Annotated in this window: 22 protein-coding genes; 10 read left to right on the top strand and 12 right to left on the bottom strand. The window is 63.7% G+C overall.

The window, feature by feature from the left end:
- Positions 1 to 4: 4 nt before the first annotated feature.
- The 4 genes from JQ574_RS30355 to JQ574_RS30340 all read right to left on the bottom strand — a co-directional run bounded on the left by JQ574_RS30355 (position 5) and on the right by JQ574_RS30340 (position 3,917).
- Positions 5 to 1,567: an ABC transporter substrate-binding protein gene (locus tag JQ574_RS30355; protein ID WP_212208162.1), complete on the bottom strand. Its 1,563-nt coding sequence runs from the start codon at positions 1,565 to 1,567 to the stop codon at positions 5 to 7.
- Entirely contained in the window at positions 1,564 to 2,451 is an 888-nt protein-coding gene (locus JQ574_RS30350) for an ABC transporter permease (RefSeq protein ID WP_212208161.1), read from the bottom strand. Before JQ574_RS30350 ends, JQ574_RS30355 begins: the two co-directional genes overlap by 4 nt.
- On the bottom strand, positions 2,448 to 3,386 hold the full coding sequence (locus tag JQ574_RS30345) for an ABC transporter permease (RefSeq protein WP_212208160.1): 939 nt from the start codon (positions 3,384 to 3,386) through the stop codon (positions 2,448 to 2,450). Before JQ574_RS30345 ends, JQ574_RS30350 begins: the two co-directional genes overlap by 4 nt.
- Positions 3,387 to 3,665: 279 nt before the next feature.
- Positions 3,666 to 3,917, bottom strand: a complete 252-nt coding sequence (locus JQ574_RS30340; RefSeq protein ID WP_212208159.1) for a hypothetical protein — start codon at positions 3,915 to 3,917, stop codon at positions 3,666 to 3,668.
- Between the two features lie 265 nt (positions 3,918 to 4,182).
- Between JQ574_RS30340 and JQ574_RS30335 the strand changes: the two genes are divergently transcribed.
- Complete coding sequence (locus JQ574_RS30335) at positions 4,183 to 4,773, top strand: cysteine hydrolase family protein (protein WP_212208158.1); 591 nt, start codon at positions 4,183 to 4,185, stop codon at positions 4,771 to 4,773.
- A gap of 47 nt (positions 4,774 to 4,820) precedes the next feature.
- On the opposite strand, the gene JQ574_RS30330 is transcribed toward JQ574_RS30335, so the two are convergent.
- Positions 4,821 to 5,027: a hypothetical protein gene (locus tag JQ574_RS30330; protein ID WP_212208157.1), complete on the bottom strand. Its 207-nt coding sequence runs from the start codon at positions 5,025 to 5,027 to the stop codon at positions 4,821 to 4,823.
- A gap of 345 nt (positions 5,028 to 5,372) precedes the next feature.
- Here JQ574_RS30330 and JQ574_RS35605 point away from each other — a divergent pair, with 345 nt between their 5' ends.
- The 3 genes from JQ574_RS35605 to JQ574_RS30320 all read left to right on the top strand — a co-directional run bounded on the left by JQ574_RS35605 (position 5,373) and on the right by JQ574_RS30320 (position 7,766).
- Positions 5,373 to 5,504 (top strand): hypothetical protein, encoded by a 132-nt coding sequence (locus JQ574_RS35605; RefSeq protein ID WP_283813790.1) that lies wholly within the window; start codon positions 5,373 to 5,375, stop codon positions 5,502 to 5,504.
- Positions 5,505 to 5,738: 234 nt separating this feature from the next.
- Positions 5,739 to 6,641 (top strand): dihydrodipicolinate synthase family protein, encoded by a 903-nt coding sequence (locus tag JQ574_RS30325; protein ID WP_312014687.1) that lies wholly within the window; start codon positions 5,739 to 5,741, stop codon positions 6,639 to 6,641.
- A 156-nt stretch (positions 6,642 to 6,797) separates the two neighbouring features.
- A complete protein-coding gene (locus JQ574_RS30320) occupies positions 6,798 to 7,766 on the top strand; it encodes an SDR family oxidoreductase (RefSeq protein WP_212208244.1) in 969 nt (322 codons plus the stop codon).
- Positions 7,767 to 7,978: 212 nt separating this feature from the next.
- Here JQ574_RS30320 and JQ574_RS30315 read toward each other — a convergent pair whose 3' ends face one another.
- Together JQ574_RS30315 and JQ574_RS30310 are read right to left on the bottom strand one after the other, a co-directional pair.
- Positions 7,979 to 8,449, bottom strand: a complete 471-nt coding sequence (locus tag JQ574_RS30315) for a GcrA family cell cycle regulator (protein ID WP_212208155.1) — start codon at positions 8,447 to 8,449, stop codon at positions 7,979 to 7,981.
- Between the two features lie 82 nt (positions 8,450 to 8,531).
- Entirely contained in the window at positions 8,532 to 8,732 is a 201-nt protein-coding gene (locus tag JQ574_RS30310; RefSeq protein WP_212208154.1) for a hypothetical protein, read from the bottom strand.
- 292 nt (positions 8,733 to 9,024) lie between these two features.
- Here JQ574_RS30310 and JQ574_RS30305 point away from each other — a divergent pair, with 292 nt between their 5' ends.
- Positions 9,025 to 9,372, top strand: a complete 348-nt coding sequence (locus JQ574_RS30305) for a GrlR family regulatory protein (RefSeq protein ID WP_249119698.1) — start codon at positions 9,025 to 9,027, stop codon at positions 9,370 to 9,372.
- An 18-nt stretch (positions 9,373 to 9,390) separates the two neighbouring features.
- On the opposite strand, the gene JQ574_RS30300 is transcribed toward JQ574_RS30305, so the two are convergent.
- Positions 9,391 to 10,332 (bottom strand): acetamidase/formamidase family protein, encoded by a 942-nt coding sequence (locus JQ574_RS30300; RefSeq protein ID WP_212208153.1) that lies wholly within the window; start codon positions 10,330 to 10,332, stop codon positions 9,391 to 9,393.
- A 152-nt stretch (positions 10,333 to 10,484) separates the two neighbouring features.
- Between JQ574_RS30300 and JQ574_RS30295 the strand changes: the two genes are divergently transcribed.
- From JQ574_RS30295 to JQ574_RS35925, 4 genes are all read left to right on the top strand, one after another.
- A complete protein-coding gene (locus JQ574_RS30295; protein ID WP_212208152.1) occupies positions 10,485 to 11,291 on the top strand; it encodes a YdcF family protein in 807 nt (268 codons plus the stop codon).
- 98 nt (positions 11,292 to 11,389) lie between these two features.
- Complete coding sequence (locus tag JQ574_RS30290) at positions 11,390 to 12,175, top strand: DUF169 domain-containing protein (RefSeq protein ID WP_212208151.1); 786 nt, start codon at positions 11,390 to 11,392, stop codon at positions 12,173 to 12,175.
- A gap of 58 nt (positions 12,176 to 12,233) precedes the next feature.
- Positions 12,234 to 13,412 (top strand): trans-acting enoyl reductase family protein, encoded by a 1,179-nt coding sequence (locus tag JQ574_RS30285; RefSeq protein WP_212208150.1) that lies wholly within the window; start codon positions 12,234 to 12,236, stop codon positions 13,410 to 13,412.
- Between the two features lie 152 nt (positions 13,413 to 13,564).
- A complete protein-coding gene (locus tag JQ574_RS35925) occupies positions 13,565 to 13,810 on the top strand; it encodes a hypothetical protein (RefSeq protein ID WP_212208149.1) in 246 nt (81 codons plus the stop codon).
- Here JQ574_RS35925 and JQ574_RS30275 read toward each other — a convergent pair.
- The 4 genes from JQ574_RS30275 to JQ574_RS30260 form a co-directional block, all read right to left on the bottom strand.
- Positions 13,782 to 15,056, bottom strand: a complete 1,275-nt coding sequence (locus JQ574_RS30275; protein ID WP_212208148.1) for an O-antigen ligase — start codon at positions 15,054 to 15,056, stop codon at positions 13,782 to 13,784. The genes JQ574_RS35925 and JQ574_RS30275 overlap by 29 nt on opposite strands.
- A gap of 149 nt (positions 15,057 to 15,205) precedes the next feature.
- A complete protein-coding gene (locus tag JQ574_RS30270) occupies positions 15,206 to 16,735 on the bottom strand; it encodes an undecaprenyl-phosphate glucose phosphotransferase (protein ID WP_212384137.1) in 1,530 nt (509 codons plus the stop codon).
- A 162-nt stretch (positions 16,736 to 16,897) separates the two neighbouring features.
- A complete protein-coding gene (locus tag JQ574_RS30265) occupies positions 16,898 to 18,031 on the bottom strand; it encodes a glycosyltransferase family 4 protein (protein WP_212208146.1) in 1,134 nt (377 codons plus the stop codon).
- Between the two features lie 2 nt (positions 18,032 to 18,033).
- On the bottom strand, positions 18,034 to 18,633 hold the full coding sequence (locus JQ574_RS30260) for a polysaccharide biosynthesis/export family protein (protein WP_212208145.1): 600 nt from the start codon (positions 18,631 to 18,633) through the stop codon (positions 18,034 to 18,036).
- A 217-nt stretch (positions 18,634 to 18,850) separates the two neighbouring features.
- Here JQ574_RS30260 and JQ574_RS30255 point away from each other — a divergent pair, with 217 nt between their 5' ends.
- Positions 18,851 to 21,163 (top strand): exopolysaccharide transport family protein, encoded by a 2,313-nt coding sequence (locus JQ574_RS30255; RefSeq protein WP_212208144.1) that lies wholly within the window; start codon positions 18,851 to 18,853, stop codon positions 21,161 to 21,163.
- Positions 21,164 to 21,438 lie beyond the last annotated feature (275 nt).

Here is a 21,438-nt window from a genome sequence, read left to right as displayed (position 1 = left end):
TTGCCTATAGCGACGCGTCCAACCCCTTGTAGAACGTGTTCTGGTAGATCATGTGCGGCCGCGCGCCCTTGATCTTCTTGTTGGCGACCTGGTCCATGTTGATGTTGAGGACCGGAATCCACAAATGCTCCTGCATGACCTTCTGCTGCACCATCGCGTAGTATTTGGCGCGATCGGGCTCGGTCAGCGCCGAGCGGCCGAGTTTCAGCCACTCGTCGGTCTCGGCGTCCTTCCAGTTCATCCGGTTGGGCGTCGGGATGTTGCGTGAATCGAAGTAGATGTTCATGAGGTCGCCGGCCGACAGATACGGCACCGTCACCGACCAGATTTCGTAATCCTGCTCGGCCATCTTGGCCGCCGCGATGGTCGAGTCCTGCGGGTTGAGCCGCCAGTCGACGCCGATCTTGCGCAAATAGCCCTGGATCGCGTCGGCGACCTTGGCCGAGTTGGCGTTCGCCGTGTAATAGACCTTTGGCGCCAGCTTGGTGCCGTCCTTTTCGCGCACGCCGTCGGCGCCGACTTTCCACCCCGCGTCGTCGAGCAGCTTCTTGGCGCGTTCGAGGTCTTCCTTGACGATTCCGGCCGTCTTCGGATCGTGGTCGAGCGCATCCTTGTCAACGATGGTGAAGGCCGCCGTGGCGTTGCCGAGCAAGATGCCCTTGGCGATCTCGGCGCGGTTGATGGCGATGCTCATGGCCTCGCGCACGCGCTTGTCTGATACCATCGGCCGGGTGGTCTTGAAGCCGAAATAGAGCAGCTGGAAATTCGGCTTCGCCTCGCTCACGTTGAGCATCGGAGCGGCCCGGGCCTGGGTGATGAACTGGTGCGGAAACTGGTGGGTGATGTCGAACTGGCCGGCCATCATCGCCGCAACCCGGCTGGATTCTTCGGGCACGATCTTGACCACCAGCTTCTCGAATTTCACCGGGCCCTTGTTCTGGTACATCGACGGGCCCCATTTGTAGGCGGCGTGGCGCTTCAGCACGATCTCGGTGCGCGGTTGCCATGAATCGAAACACCACGGCCCGGTGCCGTCGGCGCCCTTGATGCCGTAGTCCTTGCCCAGCGCCTCGACGCTTTCCTTGTTGTGGATCACGTTGGTGAACATGGTGAGCTGCAACAGCAGCTCGGAGTAGGGCTCCTCGAGTTCGTATTCGACGGTGTAGGGATCAGGCGCGCGCAGTTCCTTGATGCTGCCGGCGCGCCAGGCGTACGGGCCCTTGATCGCGGGATCCTTCAGCCGCTTGAAGCTGTAGATCACGTCCTCGGCGGTGAATTTCTTGCCGCTGCAGAACGAGACGTCGTCGCGCAGCTTGAACGTATAGGTCCGACCGTCCTCGCTGATGGTCCAGGATTTGGCCAGATAAGGGATCGGCGTGCGGCCGTCCCAGTCGAGCGCCACCAGCGTGTCCTGGAACATGTTGACGATATCTGACGTCGGACCCCAGGTGGTGCGCTGCGCGTCGTAATGCGGCGCGTCGATGCCCTTCATCAATGTCAGCGTCTGCCCCGATGCGGAGCCGGCGAGCGCAATTGCCAATGCTACACCCAGAACGGTTCTGATCATGTCTGCAGCCTCGGATCGAGGACGTCGCGGAACGCGTCGCCCAGAAGGTTGGCCGCCAGCACGATCACGAAGATCGCGCAGCTTGGGATCGTCGCGATGTGCGGCGCCATGAACAGGAAGTCGCGGCCCTGGGCCGCCATCATGCCGAGTTCGGCGGTTGGCGGTTGCGCGCCCATGCCGAGGAAGCCGAGCGCCGAGCCGATCAGGATGATCTGGCCGAAGCGCAAGGTGAGGAACACGAAGATCGTCGAGATGCAGTTGAGCGTCAGATAGCGCCAGATCAGTGCGCCGTCGGTGACGCCGACCGCGCGGCCGGCTTCCATGAATTCCTGTCCCATGACGCCGACCGCGGCCCCGCGCGCCACCCGCGCCACGTCGGGCACGGTGGCGACGACCAGCGCGATCACTACGGCGGTGAGGCCGGCGCCGAAGATCGCGGCGACCGCGAGCCCGATCAGGATGGCGGGGAACGCCAGCATGACGTCGACCAGCCGCATGATCCAGCCGTCGAGCCGCTTGTAGTAGGCGGCGAGAATGCCGAGCACGCCGCCGAACAGGCCGCCGATGATGACGCCGACCAGTCCGAGCATCAACGTGGCGCGGGTGCCGAAGATGACGCGGCTCAATACGTCGCGGCCGGTGTTGTCGGTGCCGAACCAGTGCTCGGCGCCCGGCGGCTGCATCACCTTGGTAAGGTCGGTGAAGTAGGGGTCGTAGGGCGCGATCCAGGGCGCGAAAACCGCCGCGGTGACGATGGTGGTCAGCGTCAACGCCGCACCGGCCGCGACCCGGTCGCGCGCGAGGCGCCGTAGCAGGCCGGCACGGGCGAATGCGCCGGTTTCGGGCTCGGCGACAAAGACGGGTTCGAGGGCCTGAACGCTCATCGGCGCGCCACCCTGGGATCGAGATAGACGTAGAGCACGTCGACGATGAGGTTGATCGACAGGAAGGCGATGGCGAGGATCATGATCGCGCCCTGCGCGGTCGGAAAATCGCTGGAGACGATGGCGCCGACCGCAAGCCGGCCGACGCCGGGCCAGGAAAACATCGTCTCGGTGACGACAGCGCCCCCGAGCAGGAAGGCCGCCTGCAGCCCGATCAGGGTGACGACCGGGATCATGGCGTTGCGCAGCGCGTGATGGACGATCACCACGGTCTCGCGCAGCCCCTTGGCGCGCGCCGTGCGCACGAAATCGGCGCCCAGCACTTCAAGTACGGCGGTGCGCGTCAGCCGCGCGATCGGTCCGATCAGCACGAGGCCGAGCGTGGTGGCGGGCAGGATCAGGCTCGGCAATCCGCCGTCCCAGATCGGCCCGGTGCGGCCGGTGAACGGCAACAGCGCCCATTTAAAGCCGACATACTGGATCAGGATCAGGCCGATGAAGAACACCGGCATCGAAACGCCGGCCACCGAGCAGGCCATGATGATGCGGTCGGCGAGCCGGCCACGATTGACGGCGGCCAGGGTTCCGAACGCAAGCCCGCTCGGCACCGCGATCAGCATCGCGCCGAGCATCAGTTCGACCGTCGGACCGATCGTCATCGCGAGTTCCTCGCTCACCATCCGGTTCGAGATGATCGAGCGGCCGAGATCGCCGCGCAGAACCCGCATGATGTATTCGAAGAACTGCACCGGGATCGAGCGGTCGAGGCCAAGCTCGAGCCTGATCGCCGCGATGGTCTCGGCCTTGGCGTCGGGACCGGCGATGATCATCGCCGGATCAGCCGGCACCACCTGCAACAGACAAAAACAGAGGAAGAGAACCCCGAGCAATGCGGGGAACGAAATCAGCAGACGATGGACAATCTGTTGTCCCATGCGGCGCCAACGGACCGTTAGGCCAACGGACGGCGCGCCCGCTTGCGCAGACGCTTGCAGCGCGTCCGCTTACGCGAACGCTTTGCAGTCCCCTCCCTGGCAGCGGCGCTTCGTCCGACGTGCGCGCGCTTTGATTATTCGACGATACTGGCATGCACCGCGCGCGCCGTCACGCCCATTTTGCCGAACCGTTTCCGCCTGCGCTCCCTTGTCGCGTACGGGCGTAATGCCTTGTCGCGGAATATGCGAGCGGCGATCGCTATGCGGATGTCGCCGCAATCAGCGCGTGGTCTCGCCGTCGTCGCGCTGATCGGCGGGTTTTTCATGATTGATTGCGACGAAGGGCAGCTGTCGCGTTGCCCTTGAAGGCCGTCCAATCCGCGCATCGTAGCTTTCTGCGAGCGCCAGCAGTCGTTTTTTCGTGAAGGGATCGGCCTTGTCCGCAATCGCGCGGACGCGCCGGGACTGCTCCTTGAAATACGCGTCGTTCATAAGGCACCAAAAATTAATAAATCCAATGGGCGCAAACATACTACGGACGCCCCGGCGCCGTCGCCCCGAGTTTTCGTATGGTTAAGCGCGCCAGGGCGTCGTTGTCGCATGGCACGAACGTGTCATCGATCTGATGACGGCATTCATGCTGCTCTTCACGGGGCGGCGCAGGTCAATTGAGGTCTTGTGCTTCCGCCAACAGCTTTACGGAGGCACGGATGGGGTCCATCGCCGATCCGCAGGAACTTTTCAACAGAGTTTCGGTTGCCGCCTCAGCGAGAGACAAGGAGGAGGCCGTTTTGCGATGATCCCGTTGAAGGACACGGTGCATCTTTGCGTCGATATGCAACGTATTTTCAGCAAGGGCGGCGTCTGGGAGACGCCGTGGATGGAGCGGGTGTTGCCGGTTGTGACCGAAATCGCGGCGCGGTACAGCGAGCGCACCATTTTTACCCGCTTCATCACGCCGCAAAGCTGGGAGCAGCGGCCGGGACAATGGCAACGATATTATCAGCGCTGGAAGGCCGCGACCCGGGAGCATCTGCAGCCCGATCAGCTAGAACTTGTCCCCGAACTCGCACGCTTCGTGCCGCCGGCGCACGTCATCGACAAGCGGGCCTATTCGGCGTTTTACCTTTCAGGGCTGGACGTCTTTCTGCAAGAGAAGGGCGTACGGTGCGTGGTCGTCACCGGAGCCGAGACCGACGTGTGCGTCCTTTCTACGGTGCTCGCCGCCGTCGACCGCGGCTTTCGAGTCGTGATTGTCGAGGATGCGCTCTGCAGTTCTTCCGACACCGGCCACGAGGCGCAGATGACGATGTACCGCACCCGCATGCAGGAGCAGATCGAGCTCATCAACTCGAGCGAGCTTGCGGCTATTTGGAGCGATCACTAGTTCACGCGTTGCGCCTGGCCGTGTCCGAGCCGGCTTCACGCCGCAAGCTAGCCTGCGTTCTCCGCGCCGGTCGCCGTTTCGGTGCCTGGCGCCGACACGCGGACCTCGTGACCCTGTCGAAGGGCCAGCGATGCGGCGGCCACGGCGGCCTCGAAAGCCGATTCCTTGGTCTGGTAGACATTCTCGGCATGTCCGTCATGCCGCACCCGCCATTCGCCGGCTGTGCCGATGATTTCGTAGCTCGCTAATCCCATGGAAGCCTCCTTTGCAAAGACAATGTTGGGCTTCCAATCCGGTTCCTGATGAGAGCGACCGCTGGCAAGCTGCGTCCGGTGTACCCGGCCGGTAAACGGCCCCGGCGCGGGAGGAGCGCGGGGCCGCCAACCGGAGGTTTTCTTCCGGAGGGCCTTGGGGGCTGGGACCGGAAGCAGCGATTCGACTCTCGGAAGTTGCGAAAGTTCCTGGTGGCCCGCTGCAAATCACGCGCTGATTGTTGTGGTCTGGCTGTCACCTGGGGAACAGCGCGGCCGGCGCCGATCCGCCATTGTCCCGGTCATGCCGATGCAATGTTGCACCGGGACAGCAACAGGAGAAGCACCATGGAACGCAGGACTGACAAGCCGGTCGAACTGACGACGCAGCAGCTGGATATCGTGACCGGCGGCAGGCTGGGCACCGGCCCCACGCTTCCGCCCCGCAACCCCTTCGGTCCGCCGAAGCCGCCCCGCTAAGCGAGCAAATAGCCCCGGCATGACTTGCCGGGGTTTTCGTGCAAAGATTCAGATGCTTGCTCCGCTCGAACTTGGAGCCGCGCCTTCCGTTATGACGCCGCTACGACCCAGCCCACCGATGTCTCAACTGGATTGCCCCTACGGCAGCGGTTAGGCTTCACCCGCCGATCGATAAGCTCAGCCAAGGAGCGGGGTCGGATTTGGGAAACGGAAACGCAAGGGGTCGATCATGAAATACGCCCGACAGGCGTGATACCGCCGATGACAACGCCGTTTCGCAAAGACGGCGAGATTGATTTCAAGCAGGTCGCCCCGCAAGTCGACTGGCTGATCGGCGCCGGCAGCCATGGCATGGCGGCGGGCGGTTCGACCGGCGAGGGGCATACGCTCGATCATGAAGAGTATCGCGACCTTGTGGCGGCAACGGTGGAGGCCGCCAGGGGCCGCGCGCCCGTGATCGCGGGCATCATCGTCGACTCCACGCGCGACGCGATCCGGCGCGGCAAACTGGTGCGCGACATGGATGTCGCGGCGCTGCAGGTGACGCCGGTGCATTATCTGTTCAAGCCGGACGATCAGGCGATGGTCGATCATTTCCGCCGGATGGCCGACGAGACCGGCATGCCGATCATCATCTACAATGTGGTGCCGTGGTCGTATCTGTCGCCCGCACTGCTGACGCGGATCATGAACGAGGTGCCGCTGGTGGTCGGCGTCAAGCAGAGCGCCGGCGATCTGAAACTGTTCGCCGATCTCATGATGATGGCGCCGGATAAATTGATCTACAGCGCAGTCGACGCGCTGATGTATCCGTCCTACGCGCTTGGCGCGCATGGCTCGATCGCCGCGATCCTCTCGGCCGCGCCGCATGCCTCCGTGGAGCTCTGGGATGCGGTCAAGGCCGGCGATCACGTCCGCGCGCTCGATCTGCACAAGAAACTGCTGACGCTGTGGAACGCGGTTGTCTCGGACAATCTGCCGGCCTGCACGCGCTACGCGCAGTCGCTGCAGGGACTGCCGAAGACGTTTTCGCGCGCGCCGATGCCGGAAGCGTCAGCGACGCAACAGGCCGCGATCAAGAAAGCGCTGGAGGGGTTGGGGGCATCTGCCGGCCAGCGCGTCGAGGCGGCGGAGTAGGGCAGATACTCAACGGATCGTCATGCCCGGGCTTGTCCCGGGCATCCACGTCTATACGGTCTAGCAGCAAGCAAGACGTGGATGGCCGGGACAAGCCCGGCCATGACCATCTATATTTTCGTCGGTAATGAAAAAGAAAAAAGGATCAACATCTCCATGAAGGAATTCGCCGGAAAGATCGCCGTCATCACCGGAGGCGGCACGGGCATGGGCCGCGAGCTGGCGCGGCAGCTCGTCGCCGAGGGCTGCAATGTCGCGATGTGCGACGTCTCCGCAGAGGCGATGGCCGAGACCAGGCAGCTGTGTGAAGCCGAGAAGCTGCCGCAGGGCCTGCGCATCACGACGCATATCGCCGACGTCGCGATCGAGGACCAGCTCAAGCGGTTTCGCGATGAGCTGATCGAGCAACAGGCGACCGACAAGATCCATCTCTTGTTCAACAATGCCGGCATCGGCGGTGGCGGCAGCCTGTTCACCAACACGCGCGAGCAATGGGAACGCACCTTCAACATCTGCTGGGGCGGCGTCTATCTTGGCGTCCGCACTTTCATGCCGTTGCTGCTGAAGGCCGATGAGGGCCACATCATCAATACGTCCAGCGTCAACGGTTTCTGGGCGTCGGTCGGCCCTGGTGTGTCGCACACCGCCTACGCTGCCGCCAAGTTCGCGGTGAAGGGATTTTCCGAGGCGCTGATGACGGACCTGCGGCTCAACGCGCCGCATATCAAGTGCTCGGTCGTGATGCCCGGCCACATCGGCACCTCGATCGTGGCCAACTCGCGCAAGATCCAGAGCGGCAGCGAGTCCGAGCGCCTGACCGATGTGGAAATCGGCGTGACCCGGAAGCGGTTGAAGGGCATGGGCACCGACACCTCTGCCATGTCGGATGAGGACATCCAGCAACTCGCGCTCGACCGCGCGCGATCGTTTCATGATGATGCGCCGACCACGGCGGCGGCCGCCGCGAAAATCATCCTCGACGGCGTCAAGGCCGGTTCCTGGCGCATCCTGGTCGGCGACGATGCCCACAAGCTCGACGAGCGCGTGCGCAAGACGCCGGAGGAGGCGTATACCCTCGATTTCTACCAGAGCTATCGGGATGAGGTTGGCTGGAAGCTGGCGTAGCACTTGATGAAGTTAAATGCTCAGGTCTGGCGGCAGACTCGCTGCACCTCTCACGCTTGCGGGGGAGGTCGACGCGCGAAGCGCGGCGGGTGGGGGCTCTCTCAACGAGTCGTATCGCGGATAGACCCTCACCCCAGCCCTCCCCCGCAAGTGCGGGAGAGGGAGCGCAGCTACGTCGCGGATGCAATTCGCTTTAGCCAGGCAGAGGCAAATCACGCCCGCGCCACTCGCTGGCGCGAGCCGGGCTTGTAGGCAAGGCGGGTGTGGCCGACGCAGTAAGGCATACCCTTGAGTGGCGTGTTGCCGCAAAAGCAGAAGTCTTCCGCGCCGGGCGTGCTGATCGGCCAGCGGCAGCGCTCATGGCTGAGTTCGAGCAGTGAGCAGGGCCGCTCGCTGGCGATCGGCGCGTCGGGCGCCGGTTGCCCGTTCTGGTAGACCACTTGCAGCATCCGGTACTGCGCGCGGGGAGCGGATTTCGGGCTGCGTTCCCTGGTGGCCCCCTGCAAATGCTGTTCGATATTGGTCGGGCCGCGGGTCAAGCCGAGCCGTGTCAGTTTGCCAATCACGGCGTTGCGGCTGACGCCGATGTGAGCGGCGATCTCGCGGCAGGAGAGGCCGGATTCGAAATGTTGCTTGAGGAGTTCGACGCGCTCGGTGGTCCAGGTCGGTATGTTGGCGAACATGCTGCGGTCCCAAATTCTTTGAGGAACCGCCGCGCTCCCTGAGCTTTCCGTCGTGCGTCTTCCAGTCAGGCAAATCCTGCCGTCAGGAGGGCCTGCCATTGTCACGGATCGACAGCAGCCCGTCCTTGATGGCGAGCCGGATGCCTTCCTCGATCAGGGTCTTCGCAACGCCGGGAACGCTAGTGCCGTGGGTGCCCTGTCTCACCAGTTTTTCGAGATAGCTGATGGTCGAGATCGCCAACGTCACGGGAATGCGGTCGGTTTCGGCTTTTTCTGTAGCCATGCAAGAACGCTAACTTTTAAACGCTGTACTGAAAAGTATCTATTTAGACTCTATTAAGTTTCATGGGGATAAGTCAATTGCCGCCTGCGTCGCACTCTATCTCATTGTAACGGCGTCGAAAAAGTCGACTGCTGCCACACAGGCTCTGACGTTGGACAGCGCTGCGCGACCATCGGGCAGAGCTGACGGCGCCAACGCAGCCGCGGCGAAACGATCCAGTTCCTCAACCCATTTCCCGATTGCTCAGGTGGTCTGCACGGTCGATGCTGCTTCGCAGAGGGACAATCCTGCGATGACGATGACCAACGGTCTCTACTCGATCCTGACCGAGATGATGGAGGGCGGGCATGGCCATGCCAGCGGCGTCATCGTGCTGCTGGACGGCAGGATCGCCGGCGGCGACTCGCATTTCTATTATACGGGCTCCTACACCGCCGATCGCGGCAAATGGCGCGGCGAACTGACCACGAACCAGCACACCAAATCGGCCGGCGTGTTGCCCCTGTTTGGCGGGCGCGAGGTGACCACCGGCTTCAGCGGCAGCTATGCCGCCGATCGCGCGGAAGTGCAGGGCGCGGCGCTGGTTGGAAAGACCAGCGTCAGGATTCGTTCCACGTTGGAGCTGCTTTCGCCACTGTGACGGCGCACCGCGCTGAAATCAGCCGTGCACGACGCTCTTTGCGATCATGCAATGGATACCCTTGGAGCCGTTGACCGTCTGCGTCACGCGCAGGTCGGCGGCGAGGCTGCAGAGCGTGTAGGCGTCCTCGCGCGACAGATTGCGCTTCTCGCCGAGCAGCACGATCATGTCGCGCAGCGCGCGCACCACGCATTGGTCGAGGTCGGGGTCCATCGCCATCGTCATGTAATGATCAGGCGTTTCCGCGCGCGGATATTCCAGCCGCAAATCCTTGCGCAGCGTCAGGCGGAAGCGGCCCTGCAGCGCGGTTTCGATCGCGGTGACGCAGACTTCGCCGTCGCCTTGCACGCCGTGGCCATCGCCGCAGGAAAACAGCGCGCCGGGCACGAACACCGGCAGATAGAGTTTGGCGCCGGCGCCTAACTCCTTATTGTCCAGATTGCCGCCCATCGCGCGCGGGATCAGCGAGGTGATGCGGCCCCAGGCCGGCGGCGGCGCCACGCCCATCACGCCGAAGAACGGCTTGAGCGGCAGGTCGAGCCCCCACGGCATCCGGCCAACCATCCGCTCGCGGTCAAGCGGAATGTTGAGCAGGCGCGTCTCGTGGAAATCGTCGGGCAGGGTGCCTGACAGCGGCTTGATCAGATTGTAACCCCAGTCCTGCCGGAGCTGGACGTCGAGAATATCGACCTCCAGCACGTCACCGGTCGCGGCGCCTTCAACCGCGATCGGGCCGGTCAGGATATGGCCCGGCACCATCCGCTCGTTCTGGGCGTGCACGTCGGCAAGCTCCGGCGGCACATGAAATTTGCTGCGGTCCGGGACCACGTCGGGGCCGCCGGTGATGGTATCGACCGTGACCTCATCGCCACTGGCGATGGTCAGGACCGGCTTCAATTTCGCTTCGAAAAAGCCCCAGTGGCAGGTTTTGGGGCTGGAATGCAGGTGATGATGGGTCATGGGGACCTTCTTGTCGGTGTTGTCGTGTCCTATTTGTCATTGCCGGGCTTGACCCGGCAATCCATCATTTTCGCATAACGCTTTTTGCGAAGAAGATGGATACGCGGGTCAAGCCCGCGTATGACGGACTAGAAATTCCAAGAGGCTTCCCCTTGTTTTTTGTTCTCTCCAAAACGCTCGGCTACATGCTGATGCCGACGAATTTCCTGATCGGCGTCGGTTTCGTTGGCGCCATCCTGCTGCTGACGCGTTTTGCATCGCTCGGCCGCAAGCTCGTGATGGCGGCGGTGCTGCTGCTGGTGATCTGCGGATTGTCGCCGCTCGGAAACCTGTTGCTCTATCCGCTGGAGCAGCGCTTTCCGCGATGGGAGGCCGGAGCGGGTGCGCCGCCGGACGGCATCGTCGTCCTCGGCGCATCGATCGACGCTGATCTATCGGCTGCGCGTGGTACGCCGGTGGTGCGCGGCGCGCCTGACCGTATCATCGCGGCGGCGGCGTTGGCGCATCGCTATCCGAATGCGCGCATCGTCTTCACCGGCGGCAGTGCCAATCTGATTTCGAATGACGCGCGCGAAGCCGATTTCGCCGGCGCCGTTTTTGAAAGCCTTGGCATCGCCAAATCACGTCTGATCATGGAAAGGGCGTCGCGCAACACGGTGGAGAACGCCCAGTTCTCGAAAGCCCTGGTGGCGCCAAAGGACGGCGAGCGCTGGTTGCTGGTGACCTCGGCCTTTCACATGCCGCGATCGGTCGGCCTGTTCCGAAAGGCCGGATTTGCGGTCGAGGCCTATCCGGTCGATTGGCGGGTCGGTGGCCGCGGCGATCTCATGAAGTTCTCGATCGCCATTCTTGATGGCCTCGGACGCACCGAAACCGCGGCGCGCGAATGGTTAGGCCTGATTGCGTACCGGGCCACCGGCAAGATCGACGATTTGTTGCCGGGACCAGCGCCGAAGTAGAGGTCGCAACAGCGGACCAGCCGGGCTAGAATTGACGCCAACAACAACATGCGCACGGTGACGCCAAGGGGCGCACCGGCAATTTGGGAGTTTACGCCATGCAACAGCATACGCCGCCGGAAGCGTTCGATTTGAACGGCATGGCTGCCGATCTCATCAGCCTGTTGCGGCTCCGGACCACCGTGATCGGCATCAAGATGTTCGCGACCGTCGAGGAGATGGCGGCGATCCCGAAAATTCGGCGCCCGTCCGCGGTCCACACCACCGACCAGATCGTCAGCATGGCTTCAAGGCTCGGCTGGACCGTCGGCATCACCGGCGAAGACCTCGTCGGCGCGCAATGCCGCGCCGTGATTGGCCTCGCACAAAGGGATGAAAAATTCCTTGAAGGCAAAAGCTATGTCGGCGTCTGGCACGGCACCGAAGAGGACGCGCGCAAGCGCCAGGAAGCGCTCGACGTCGTGCCGTATGGCCAGTACCAGGCGATGGCGGTGAGCCCGCTCACCAGTGGCCGGCTCAATCCGCCGGACATCTGTCTGGTGTATGCGACCCCGGGCCAGATGATCATCCTGATCAACGGGCTGCAATATACCGGCTACAAGAAGTTCGAATGGGGTGTGGTTGGCGAGACCGCCTGCGCGGATTCCTGGGGGCGGGCGCTCAAGACCGGCGAGCCGAGCCTGTCGCTGCCGTGCTTTGCCGAACGGCGCTATGGCGGCGTGCCTGACGAAGAGATGCTGATGGCGCTGCAGCCGGCGCATCTCGCCAAGGCCATTGTCGGCATGAAGCAACTGGCGAAAAACGGCCTGCGCTATCCGATCGCACCCTATGGCATCCAGGCCGACGTCCGCGCCGGCATGGGCGTTTCCTACGCGAAAAAATAGCGCTAGAAGCGGCCCGAACAGGCTGCTTCGGGCAGCAATGCACCTCAGGGATTCAAATATGTCTTCGTCGAAATTCGACATCGTTGTCTACGGCGCCACCGGCTTCACCGGCCAACTCGTCGCCGAATATCTCGCTGCGCATTATAAGGGCGACAGCAACCTGAAATGGGCGATGGCCGGGCGCAGCAAGGGCAAGCTCGCCACGGTGCGCGACGCGATCGGCGCGCCGTCGGATACGCCGTTGATCGTGGCTGACGCGTCTGATGCCGCATCGCTGAAGGCGATGGTGAATCAGACGAAATCGGTCATCACGACAGTTGGACCGTATCTGCTGTACGGCAACGAATTGGTAGCGGCATGCGCGGCCTCGGGTACGGACTACTTCGATCTGTGCGGCGAGACGCCATGGATGCGGCGCATCATCGATGCGCATCAGGCCGACGCAGAGCGCAGCGGGGCGCGGATCATGTTTTCCTGCGGCTATGATTCCCTGCCATTTGAACTCGGCGTGTTCTGCGCGCAGGAAGCCGCGAAGAAAGCGTTCGGGGCGCCGGTCTCCCGGGTCAAGGGTCGCATCCGCACGATGAAGGGGACCTTCTCGGGCGGGACGGCGGCCAGCAGCAAATCGCTGTTTGAGGCTGCGGCAAAAGATCAAGGCATCCTGGCATTGATGCGCGATCCGTTCGCGCTGACGCCGGGCTTTCAGGGACCGAAGCAGCCGCCCGGCAACAGGCCAATGCTGGATGAGGATTTGCAGGCCTGGGTAACGCCGTTCTTCATGGCGAACATCAACACCCGCAACGTGCATCGTTCGAACATGCTGCTGGGCTTCCCCTATGGCCGGGATTTTGTTTACGACGAGATGCAGGTCGCCGGCCCCGGCGCGGAGGGCGAGGCGTTGGCCAAAAGCATCCAGGCGGCCAACAACAAGATAGCGCTATCCGCTGTCCCGAAGCCGGGCGAGGGGCCGTCGAAAGAGGAACGCGAAAGCGGCTCTTACGATCTGCTGTTTGTCGCCGTCGCGCCCGACGGCCGGCAGGCCCGCGCGTCGGTCAAGGGCGACCGCGATCCCGGCTATGGCTCGACGTCGAAGATGATTTCGGAATGTGCAATCTGTCTGCTGCGAGATACACCTGAGGTGCCCGCCGGCATCTGGACGCCAGGGGCGGCGATGCAGCACAAGCTGATCAAGCGGCTCGAGGACCACGCCGGCCTGACGTTCGCCGTGGAGAAGTAGGTTCTTCTTCACCTCGCCCCGCTTGCGGTCCGCTTGCGGGGAGAGGTCGCCGGGCGAAGCGTAGCGCGTGCCGCGACCACTACGCCGCGCGGGGATCGTATCTGTACATCCAGTCCATGCCCTTGGATGTGACGGGCAGCAGCAGTTTCAGCATGCGGTCACGGATCCAGGCGCCGGTCGGGCTGAACTCGCGCTTGCTGTTGCCGTTGCGGCGGGCCAGCGCCACGATCTTTTCCGCGCGCGGGCGGCGCTCGGCCTCGAAATTCCTGCTGCAGCAGCTGCTGCGCTTCGCGAGCCAGGCCTATACATCGGTGCTGGGAGCGACGGAGGCGCTGAAGGGGCTGATCGACGCGCCGAAACAGAAGGCGCTCAAGAAGCCGGCGCGGGCGCGCCGTTGAAGGCTTGACCGGCGCGGGCCTTGTAGTGCTCGGCGGCGACGAACATGCCCCACATCAGCCCCAGCATCATCCAGAAATGCCGCCAATGGTCGGTGTCGATGATAAAACTCTCGCCGACGGTGCCGAGATAGGCGGCGAAGACGGCCAGATAGGCACGCTGCCAGGGCGCGCGGACGAAGATGTAGCGGAATCCGTTCAGCGCCGTGACGAACACCAGCGCCGGATAGCAGACCCCGGAGAGCCAGCCGCCCGACATGAACGCGTTCAAATAGGAGTTGTGGGTGTCTTCGGGAAAATAGCGGGTGAACTGCAGCGGACCTATTCCGAACGGCAGATCGAGCGCCATGTTGGCGCCGAGGACGTAGCGCCCGAACCGGCCGAAGCGGCCCGAGTCATAGCTTTGATCGAAACTGGCGCGCTGCTTGAACATTTGCGCGATCGAGTCGAACGACAGCAGCACCGCCACCAGCGCCGCCGCGAGGATCGCAGCGACAAGCGCGATCATGATGATGCGCGAGCGCTGCGCCTGCGACCGGCTGGTCAGCACCATCAGCGCCAGCATGAACATCGAGGTCAGGATCAGCCCGCCCCAGGCCGCGCGTGAAAACGCCAGCAGGATCGCCAGCGACATGATGCCGAAGGCGATGGTGTTGCGCAGCGACTTTCCGAGCTTGTCCGAGACGACGCTTTGCAGGCAAAACAGCGCCGGCAGGATCAGGAACGCGCCGAGCACGTTCGGGTCCTTGAAGGTGCCGCGGGCGCGATCGTACAGCGTCAGGAGGTCGCGTCCGCCCGGGACGAGGTTGAAATAGCCGGCGATACCGAGGCTCGCCGCGATCATCGCGCCGACGACGAGGCCGCGCCTGAGCATGTCGAGCCGGGCCGCGGTATCTTCCGCCACCACCATCGCGAACAGCATCACGGTGATGGCCATGTACCAGGACGTCGCGATCCACATGCTGACATTGGGCCGGTCGATCACGGCGATGGCGCTGATCGTGTAGCCGGTATTGAGCAGGAACAGCGCCAGCAGCAGCGGAATGAACACCAGCCGCATCCGCAGACCGCCGGTGGCAAAGAAGATCAGCGACGCCAGCAGCGTTGCGATCTCATAGGGGCTGGGTTCGATGAAGACGATGGCCCCGGACGCGCCGACCAGCCACACCATCGCGCGCTGCACCGCGAGCACGCCCGGCGCGGCCGTCAACGATGGAAGGGAGCCCTCGGCTGTCGCCGCATACGCCATTCGATACTCACGCACACACTAAACGCTACATTACGGCAACAACCGCGACTTCCGTCATTGCGAGCGAAGCGAAGCAATCCATCTAACCCCATGCCGCGCTATGGATTGCTTCGCTGCGCTCGCAATGACGGCTGATAAATCCCGCCAACTCAATACGCGTTCTCGTTCTTCGTCATCAGCGCCAGCGGCGTCTTCAGCAGAATGAACAGGTCGAACAGCACCGACCAGTTCTCGATGTAATAGAGGTCGAACTCGACGCGCTTCTGGATCTTCTCGTCGGTGTCGACTTCGCCGCGCCAGCCGTTGATCTGCGCCCAGCCGGTGATCCCGGGCTTGACGCGGTGGCGCGCGAAATAGCCGTCGACGGCCTCGTCGAACAGCCGGCTCTGCAATTTGCCCTGCACGGCGTGCGGGCGCGGGCCGACCAGCGACAAATTGCTCTTGAACATGACGTTGAACAGTTGCGGCAGTTCATCGAGGCTGGTCTTGCGGATGAAGCGCCCGACGCGGGTGACGCGGGCATCGTTCTTGGTCACGACCTTGGAGGCGGTGGGATCGGCAAGATGGTGGAACATCGAGCGGAACTTGAAGACGTCGATGCGCTCATTGTTGAAGCCGAAGCGCTTCTGGCGGAAGATCACCGGCCCCGGGCTGTCCAGCTTGATCGCGAGCGCGACCAGCCCCATCACCGGCAGCGCCAGCATCAGAATCAGAAAGCCGACGACGTGGTCGAACAGCCACTTCATCACGAGATCCCAGTCGGTGATCGGCGCCTCGAACACGTCGAGCGTCGGCACCTCGCCGAGGTAGGAATAGGAGCGGGGACGGAAGCGCAGCTTGTTGGTGTGCGCCGAAAGACGGATGTCGACCGGCAGCACCCACAGCTTCTTCAGCATTTCCAGGATGCGCGTCTCGGCCGAGATCGGCAGCGCGAACAGCACGAGGTCGACGCGGGTGCGGCGGGCGAATTCGACGATGTCGTCGACCTTGCCGAGCTTCGGGCTGCCGGCGCAGGTTTCCAGCGCGCGGCTGTCGTTGCGGTCGTCGAACACGCCGAGCACGTCAATATCCGAATCGTGCTGGGTCTTGAGCGCCTCGACCAGCTGTTCGCCGTTCTGGTCCGAGCCCACCACGATGGTGCGGCGGTCGAGCCGGCCCTGCCGCGCCCAGCTGCGCACCAGCGTGCGGAGGAAGGCGCGTTCGATCAGCAGGGCCACAAGGCCGACGAAGAAGAACGATGCGAGCCAGATCCGCGAAATCTCGCTGCCGAGCTTGACCAGGAAGGAGGCGCCGATGAACAGCAGGAACACGAAGGCCCAGGACGAAATCATCCTGGTCATCTGCCGCAGCTGGCCGCGGAACACCTGGACTTCGTAGATGTCGGCGGCCTGGAAGCAGATCACGGCGGTCGCCGTCATGCCGATGATCGCCGCGACATATTCCCAATGGAAACCCTTGAGGCGCACGACATAGGCGAAATAGAGCGCAAGGCCGATCAGGCTGAGCATGACGAAATCGACCAGGCGCACCGCACCCGCGATCACGATCGGCGAATAGGCGCGGCTGACTTTCTGGTTGGTGACGGCAAGGGCTGCCGGCGAGAGCCGGCGGCGCCGTTCGATCGGCGGGCGTTCACCGGTAGCGGTCGCCGCGGCCGTTGCTGCGGCGGCGTCTAACATCGAGCGAGCGTTAAGCGGTTCCACTGGTCCAAGTCCGATTCCAAGTCCGATTCTGATTCCGTTCTTAAGCCGGCACATAGGGATGCGCCTGCCGATGCGGAATTCCCTGCCATCCGGCTTAAGGGACAAATCGGAAGAAACAGTTACGTTGGTAAAGAACGGTTAACGATTGGCAAACGCGTCGCGATAGCCGGTCAATACGCCCTCGACCATCGCCTTCTGCGAGAAGTGCTGGAAAATCCGCTCGCGCAGGGATTTGGCCCGCTCCAGCGTCGCCGCCGGATTCTCCAGCGCAGTCTCGATCGCGTCCGCCATCGCCGCTGCATTGCTGGGGGCGAACAACGCCTCGGTATGGGCGCCGAAAATCTCCGGAATGCCGCCGACATTGGCGGCCACCATCGGAATTCCCGCGGCCGCGGCCTCGATCACGACATAGGGCATGGAATCGCCGCGCGAGGGAACCACCAGCAGCGAGCCCTTGGAGAAGCCGTAGCGCGCCTTGACGTGGCCGATGAAGCGGATGGCCTCGCCGAGGCCGAGCCGCTGCACCTGGGCCTTCAAGGCAGCGCTTTCCTCGCCGTCGCCGGCGAGCGTCAGCGTCACCGGCCGGCCGTCGGCGCGCAGCCGGGCCACCGCGTCGATCAGGAGGTCGGCGCCCTTGATGTGCCGAAACTCGCCGACATAGAGCACATCGGTGGCGTCCGCGGCCTTGACGACCGGGTCGAATTCATTGGCGGTGACGCCGTTGAACACGCAGCGCACCAGCCCCTTCGGGGTGCCGATGGTGCGCTGATAGGTGTTGCGCGCAAACGCGCTTTCGAACAGGAACAGGTCCGTCGAGTCCATCAGCGCGCGCTCGAGGCGGGCATAGAAGTTGCCCTTGAGCGTCGACAGCGGGTAATGCAGTGACCCGCCATGCGGCGTATAGACCCGGATCGTATCCCTGGCGGCGATCCCGGCGCGTATGAACACACCGGCCTTGGCGCCATGGCCGTGCAATACATCCGGCTTCAACTGCCGGACCAGGCGCAGGAAGCGCACCCATGCCAGGGTGTCGCTGGGGCGCGGTTCGCGGTGGATAGCGACGCGATGGACGCCGAGCTTGAGGCGGGGGGCGATTTCCGCCAGCGCCTGCTCGGCGCGCTCGCCACCGGTGAGGCTGTCGGCGATGATGCCGACGTGATGGCCTTTATCGGCCTGGCCGTTGGCGAGATCCAGGATATGACGAAAAATGCCGCCCACCGGGGCGCGCGTCGCGTGCAGGATACGAAGGGGCTGACCGTCGACGACAGGCATAATCAGAACCAGCGTTCGCCAACGAGCACCGTATCGCCCGGGCTGATGGACGTTCCCGGCGGCACCACGTAGCGCGCTGTTCCAGACCCGTCGGTGTGCGTGACCGTCACCCGGTCGCGCAGCGCGCGCGGCGAGAAGCCGCCGGCGATGGCAACGGCGCTTTCCACGGTCATGTTCGGTACATAAGGATATTGTCCGGGCGCCGCCACTTCGCCGAGGATGAAGAACGGCCGATAGGCCTCGACCTCGACGGCGACCGAGGGCTCGCGGATGAAACCGCGGCGCAGCCTGGCGCCGATGTCGGCGGCCAGGCCAGCGGGCGTGCTGCCGCGCGCCGGGACCGAACCGATCAGCGGCATCGTGATCGAGCCGCTGGCATCGATCGCATAGGTGTTGGTGAGACCTTCCTGGCCGTAGACCACGACGCGGAGCTTGTCGCCAGTATCCAGATGATAGGCCGCGTCGAAGCGCGGCGGCGCCGGTTCGGCATAGGCGACCGCCATCGGGGCAGGGCCCACGGCAACCGGCGTAGTCCGACCCATGCAGCCCGCAAGCGCCAGCGCAGCAACCAGACTTGGGATCGGGGCGAGCGCGCCTCGCATAGGGGAGAATCCTGAAAAAGTATCCGCCCGATTAAGGGCGTTCATGGTTAACAAAACATGACCGCAGCCCTGCGGGGCGGTCATTGCCGCCCGCAAATCGCGCGGATTAACCCAGCAGCAACCTTAATGGAGTGTAATCGCCGGGGTTGAGACAGGGTCGTGGCGTTTTCGAGCGAAAACGCGTCACGATTTTAAGTGGCGTCCGCGGGAGTGTGCGATGCGTTTTGCGTTTTGGCGTACGGGCCGGATCAAGGCCGTGTTGGAGCGGGCGCTTCCGAAGCCCGCACCGGCCGTCACCGAGGCCGTCGCCACAGAGCCCGTCGTCGTCAAATCTGTCGTCACCAAGCCTGCCGTTGCGAAGCAGGTTGCCGCGCCCGAATCCGGCGATCTCGACCTCCACGCGCTGGGTCAGGCCCTGATCCGCAAGCGCGCCTGGATCATCGTCCCGACGGTGCTGGCGCTGGTGCTGTCGATCGCCGCCGTCAACATGGTCACCCCGCGCTACAAATCCGAAGCCCGCATCCTGGTCGATGGCCGGGAGAACGTGTTCCTGCGGCCGAACGGCGAGCGCAATGAAGAGCGCAACACGGTCGACGCCGAGGCGGTGACGAGCCAGGTGCAGCTCTTGTTGTCGCGCGATCTGGCGCGCGAAATCATCAAGAAGAACAAATTGGCCGAGCGCCCGGAATTCGATCCGGTGCTGCAGGGCTTTTCTCCGCTGAAGTCGCTGCTGGCGCTGTTCGGTATAGGACGCGATCCGCTGTCGCTGACGCCGGAAGAGCGCGTACTGGACGCCTATTTCGAGCGCTACACGGCGTATGCGGTGGACAAGTCGCGCGTCATCGTCATCGAATTCCAGTCGCGCGATCCGGAGCTGGCCGCGCGCGTCGCCAATTCGATCGCGGAAGGGTATCTGGCGTTGCAGCAGGGCGCGCGCCAGGACCAGGCGAAATCCGCCAGCGGCTGGCTGTCGGGCGGTATAGACGATCTGCGCAAGAAGGTCGCGGAAGCCGAGCAGCGCGCGGAAGATTTCCGCTCGAAGTCGAGCCTGTTCATCGGCACCAACAACACCTCGCTGTCCAACCAGCAGATGGGCGAGATCAACACCCAGCTCAATAACGCCCGCGCGCTGAAATCGGACGCCGAGTCCAAGGCGCGCATGATCAAGGATATGCTTCAGAGCGGCAAGCCGATCGAGGCTTCCGAAGTGCTCAATTCCGAATTGATCCGCCGGCTGTCCGAACAGCGGGTGACGCTGCGCGCGCAGCTCGCCGAACAGTCGTCGACGCTGCTCGACGGTCACCCCCGCATCAAGGAATTGAAGGCGCAGCTCGGCGATCTCGATCGGCAGCTGCGCGAGGAGGCGAGCAAGATCTCGCGCTCGCTGGAGAATGACGCGCGCCTCGCCAGCGGTCGGGTCGATAGCCTGAGAAACGAACTTGAGCTGGTCAAGAAGCAGGCGTCCGCGTCCAACGGCCAGGACGTGCAGCTGCGCGCGCTGGAGCGCGAAGCCAAGGCGCAGCGCGATCTCTTGGAATCCTATCTGGCGAAATACCGCGAAGCTGCCGCCCGCGAAAACATCGACGCCGCGCCGGCGGATGGCCGGATCATCTCGCGCGCCACCGTTTCCAATACGCCGGCCTATCCGAAGAAGCTCCCGATCGTGCTGATCGCGACGCTGGCAACGTTGCTGCTGACCTCAGGCGCGATCGCGACCGGCGAGCTGCTGCGCATGACCGCGCCGCGCGCGGCCGCTGCAGCCGTGCCCGCTGCTGTGACTTCAGCCGCAGAACCGGCTCGCGTCTCCGCGCCTCCGACTGCACCGTATTTCGAGCCCCATGATGATTTCGGACCGGAACCTGAACATCCCGTGACGGACGACTCAAAGCCTGCCTTCAGCGAGCCTCGTGCCGAGCTTGCGGCAGGAATCGAAGAAATCGAGCAACTGGCCGACCGGCTCGGCCAGGCGGGTGAGGCGGCGCGCAAGGTAACGGTTCTCGGTACCGCGTCGAGCGAAGGCATCACGCTGACCGCGTTGACGCTGGCGCGCCTGATGGCGCGGCAGGCCAAGATCGTGGTGGTCGATCTGACCGCGGCTTCGCCGGCGATGACGGCGGTCTCGGTCGATCCGGCGGCCCCCGGGCTCGCCGAACTGATGCAGGGTGAAGCAACCTTTGCGCAGATTATCACCAAGGACCGGCTGTCGCGCGTCCATCTCGTCAGCGCCGGCCGCCCGGGCTTTGATCGCTCGCAGCTGCAGTCGCCGCGGCTGACGCTCGCGATCGACGCGCTGCTGCGGGTCTACGACCATGTGTTGCTCGATGCCGGCTCGGCCTCCGACCTGCCGGCGGAACTGTTGACCGCGCATGCCCGCGCGGTCGTTGTCCCTGACGCCTCGATGGATTCGGACGCCCGCAGCATCATGTGCGATCAGCTCCGGGCGGTCGGCTTCGCCGACGTCACGATGCTGCGCAAGCCGTGCCAGCCGTCGGATGTGGCCGAACGCAGCCCGCGCGTGGTGGCGGCGTAGGGGCGATAAAGTTCAAGCATGTAGGATGGGTAGAGCGAAGCGAAACCCATCATCTCTCCGCAATCGCAATTGATGGGTTTCGCTTCGCTCTACCCATCCTACGGGCGGGCTGCGGCGCCTCGCGCGCACGCGTAATCTTGCGGCCAGCATGCGACAAAGTAACACGACGGGCAAATCACTTCCGATTGTCAGAAATTATGTCAAGCCCCGAAATAAAAAATATTTCGCTTTCGCCGTCGGGCAAATCATCTCTACGAGTTTGCGTTATCCCGTCC

It is taken from the genome of Bradyrhizobium sp. AUGA SZCCT0158 (genome assembly GCF_018130065.1).
Taxonomy (GTDB): Bacteria; Pseudomonadota; Alphaproteobacteria; order Rhizobiales; family Xanthobacteraceae; genus Bradyrhizobium.
Note: the sequence above shows the minus strand (reverse complement) of the source record. Positions and strands in the feature narration are given on the sequence as shown.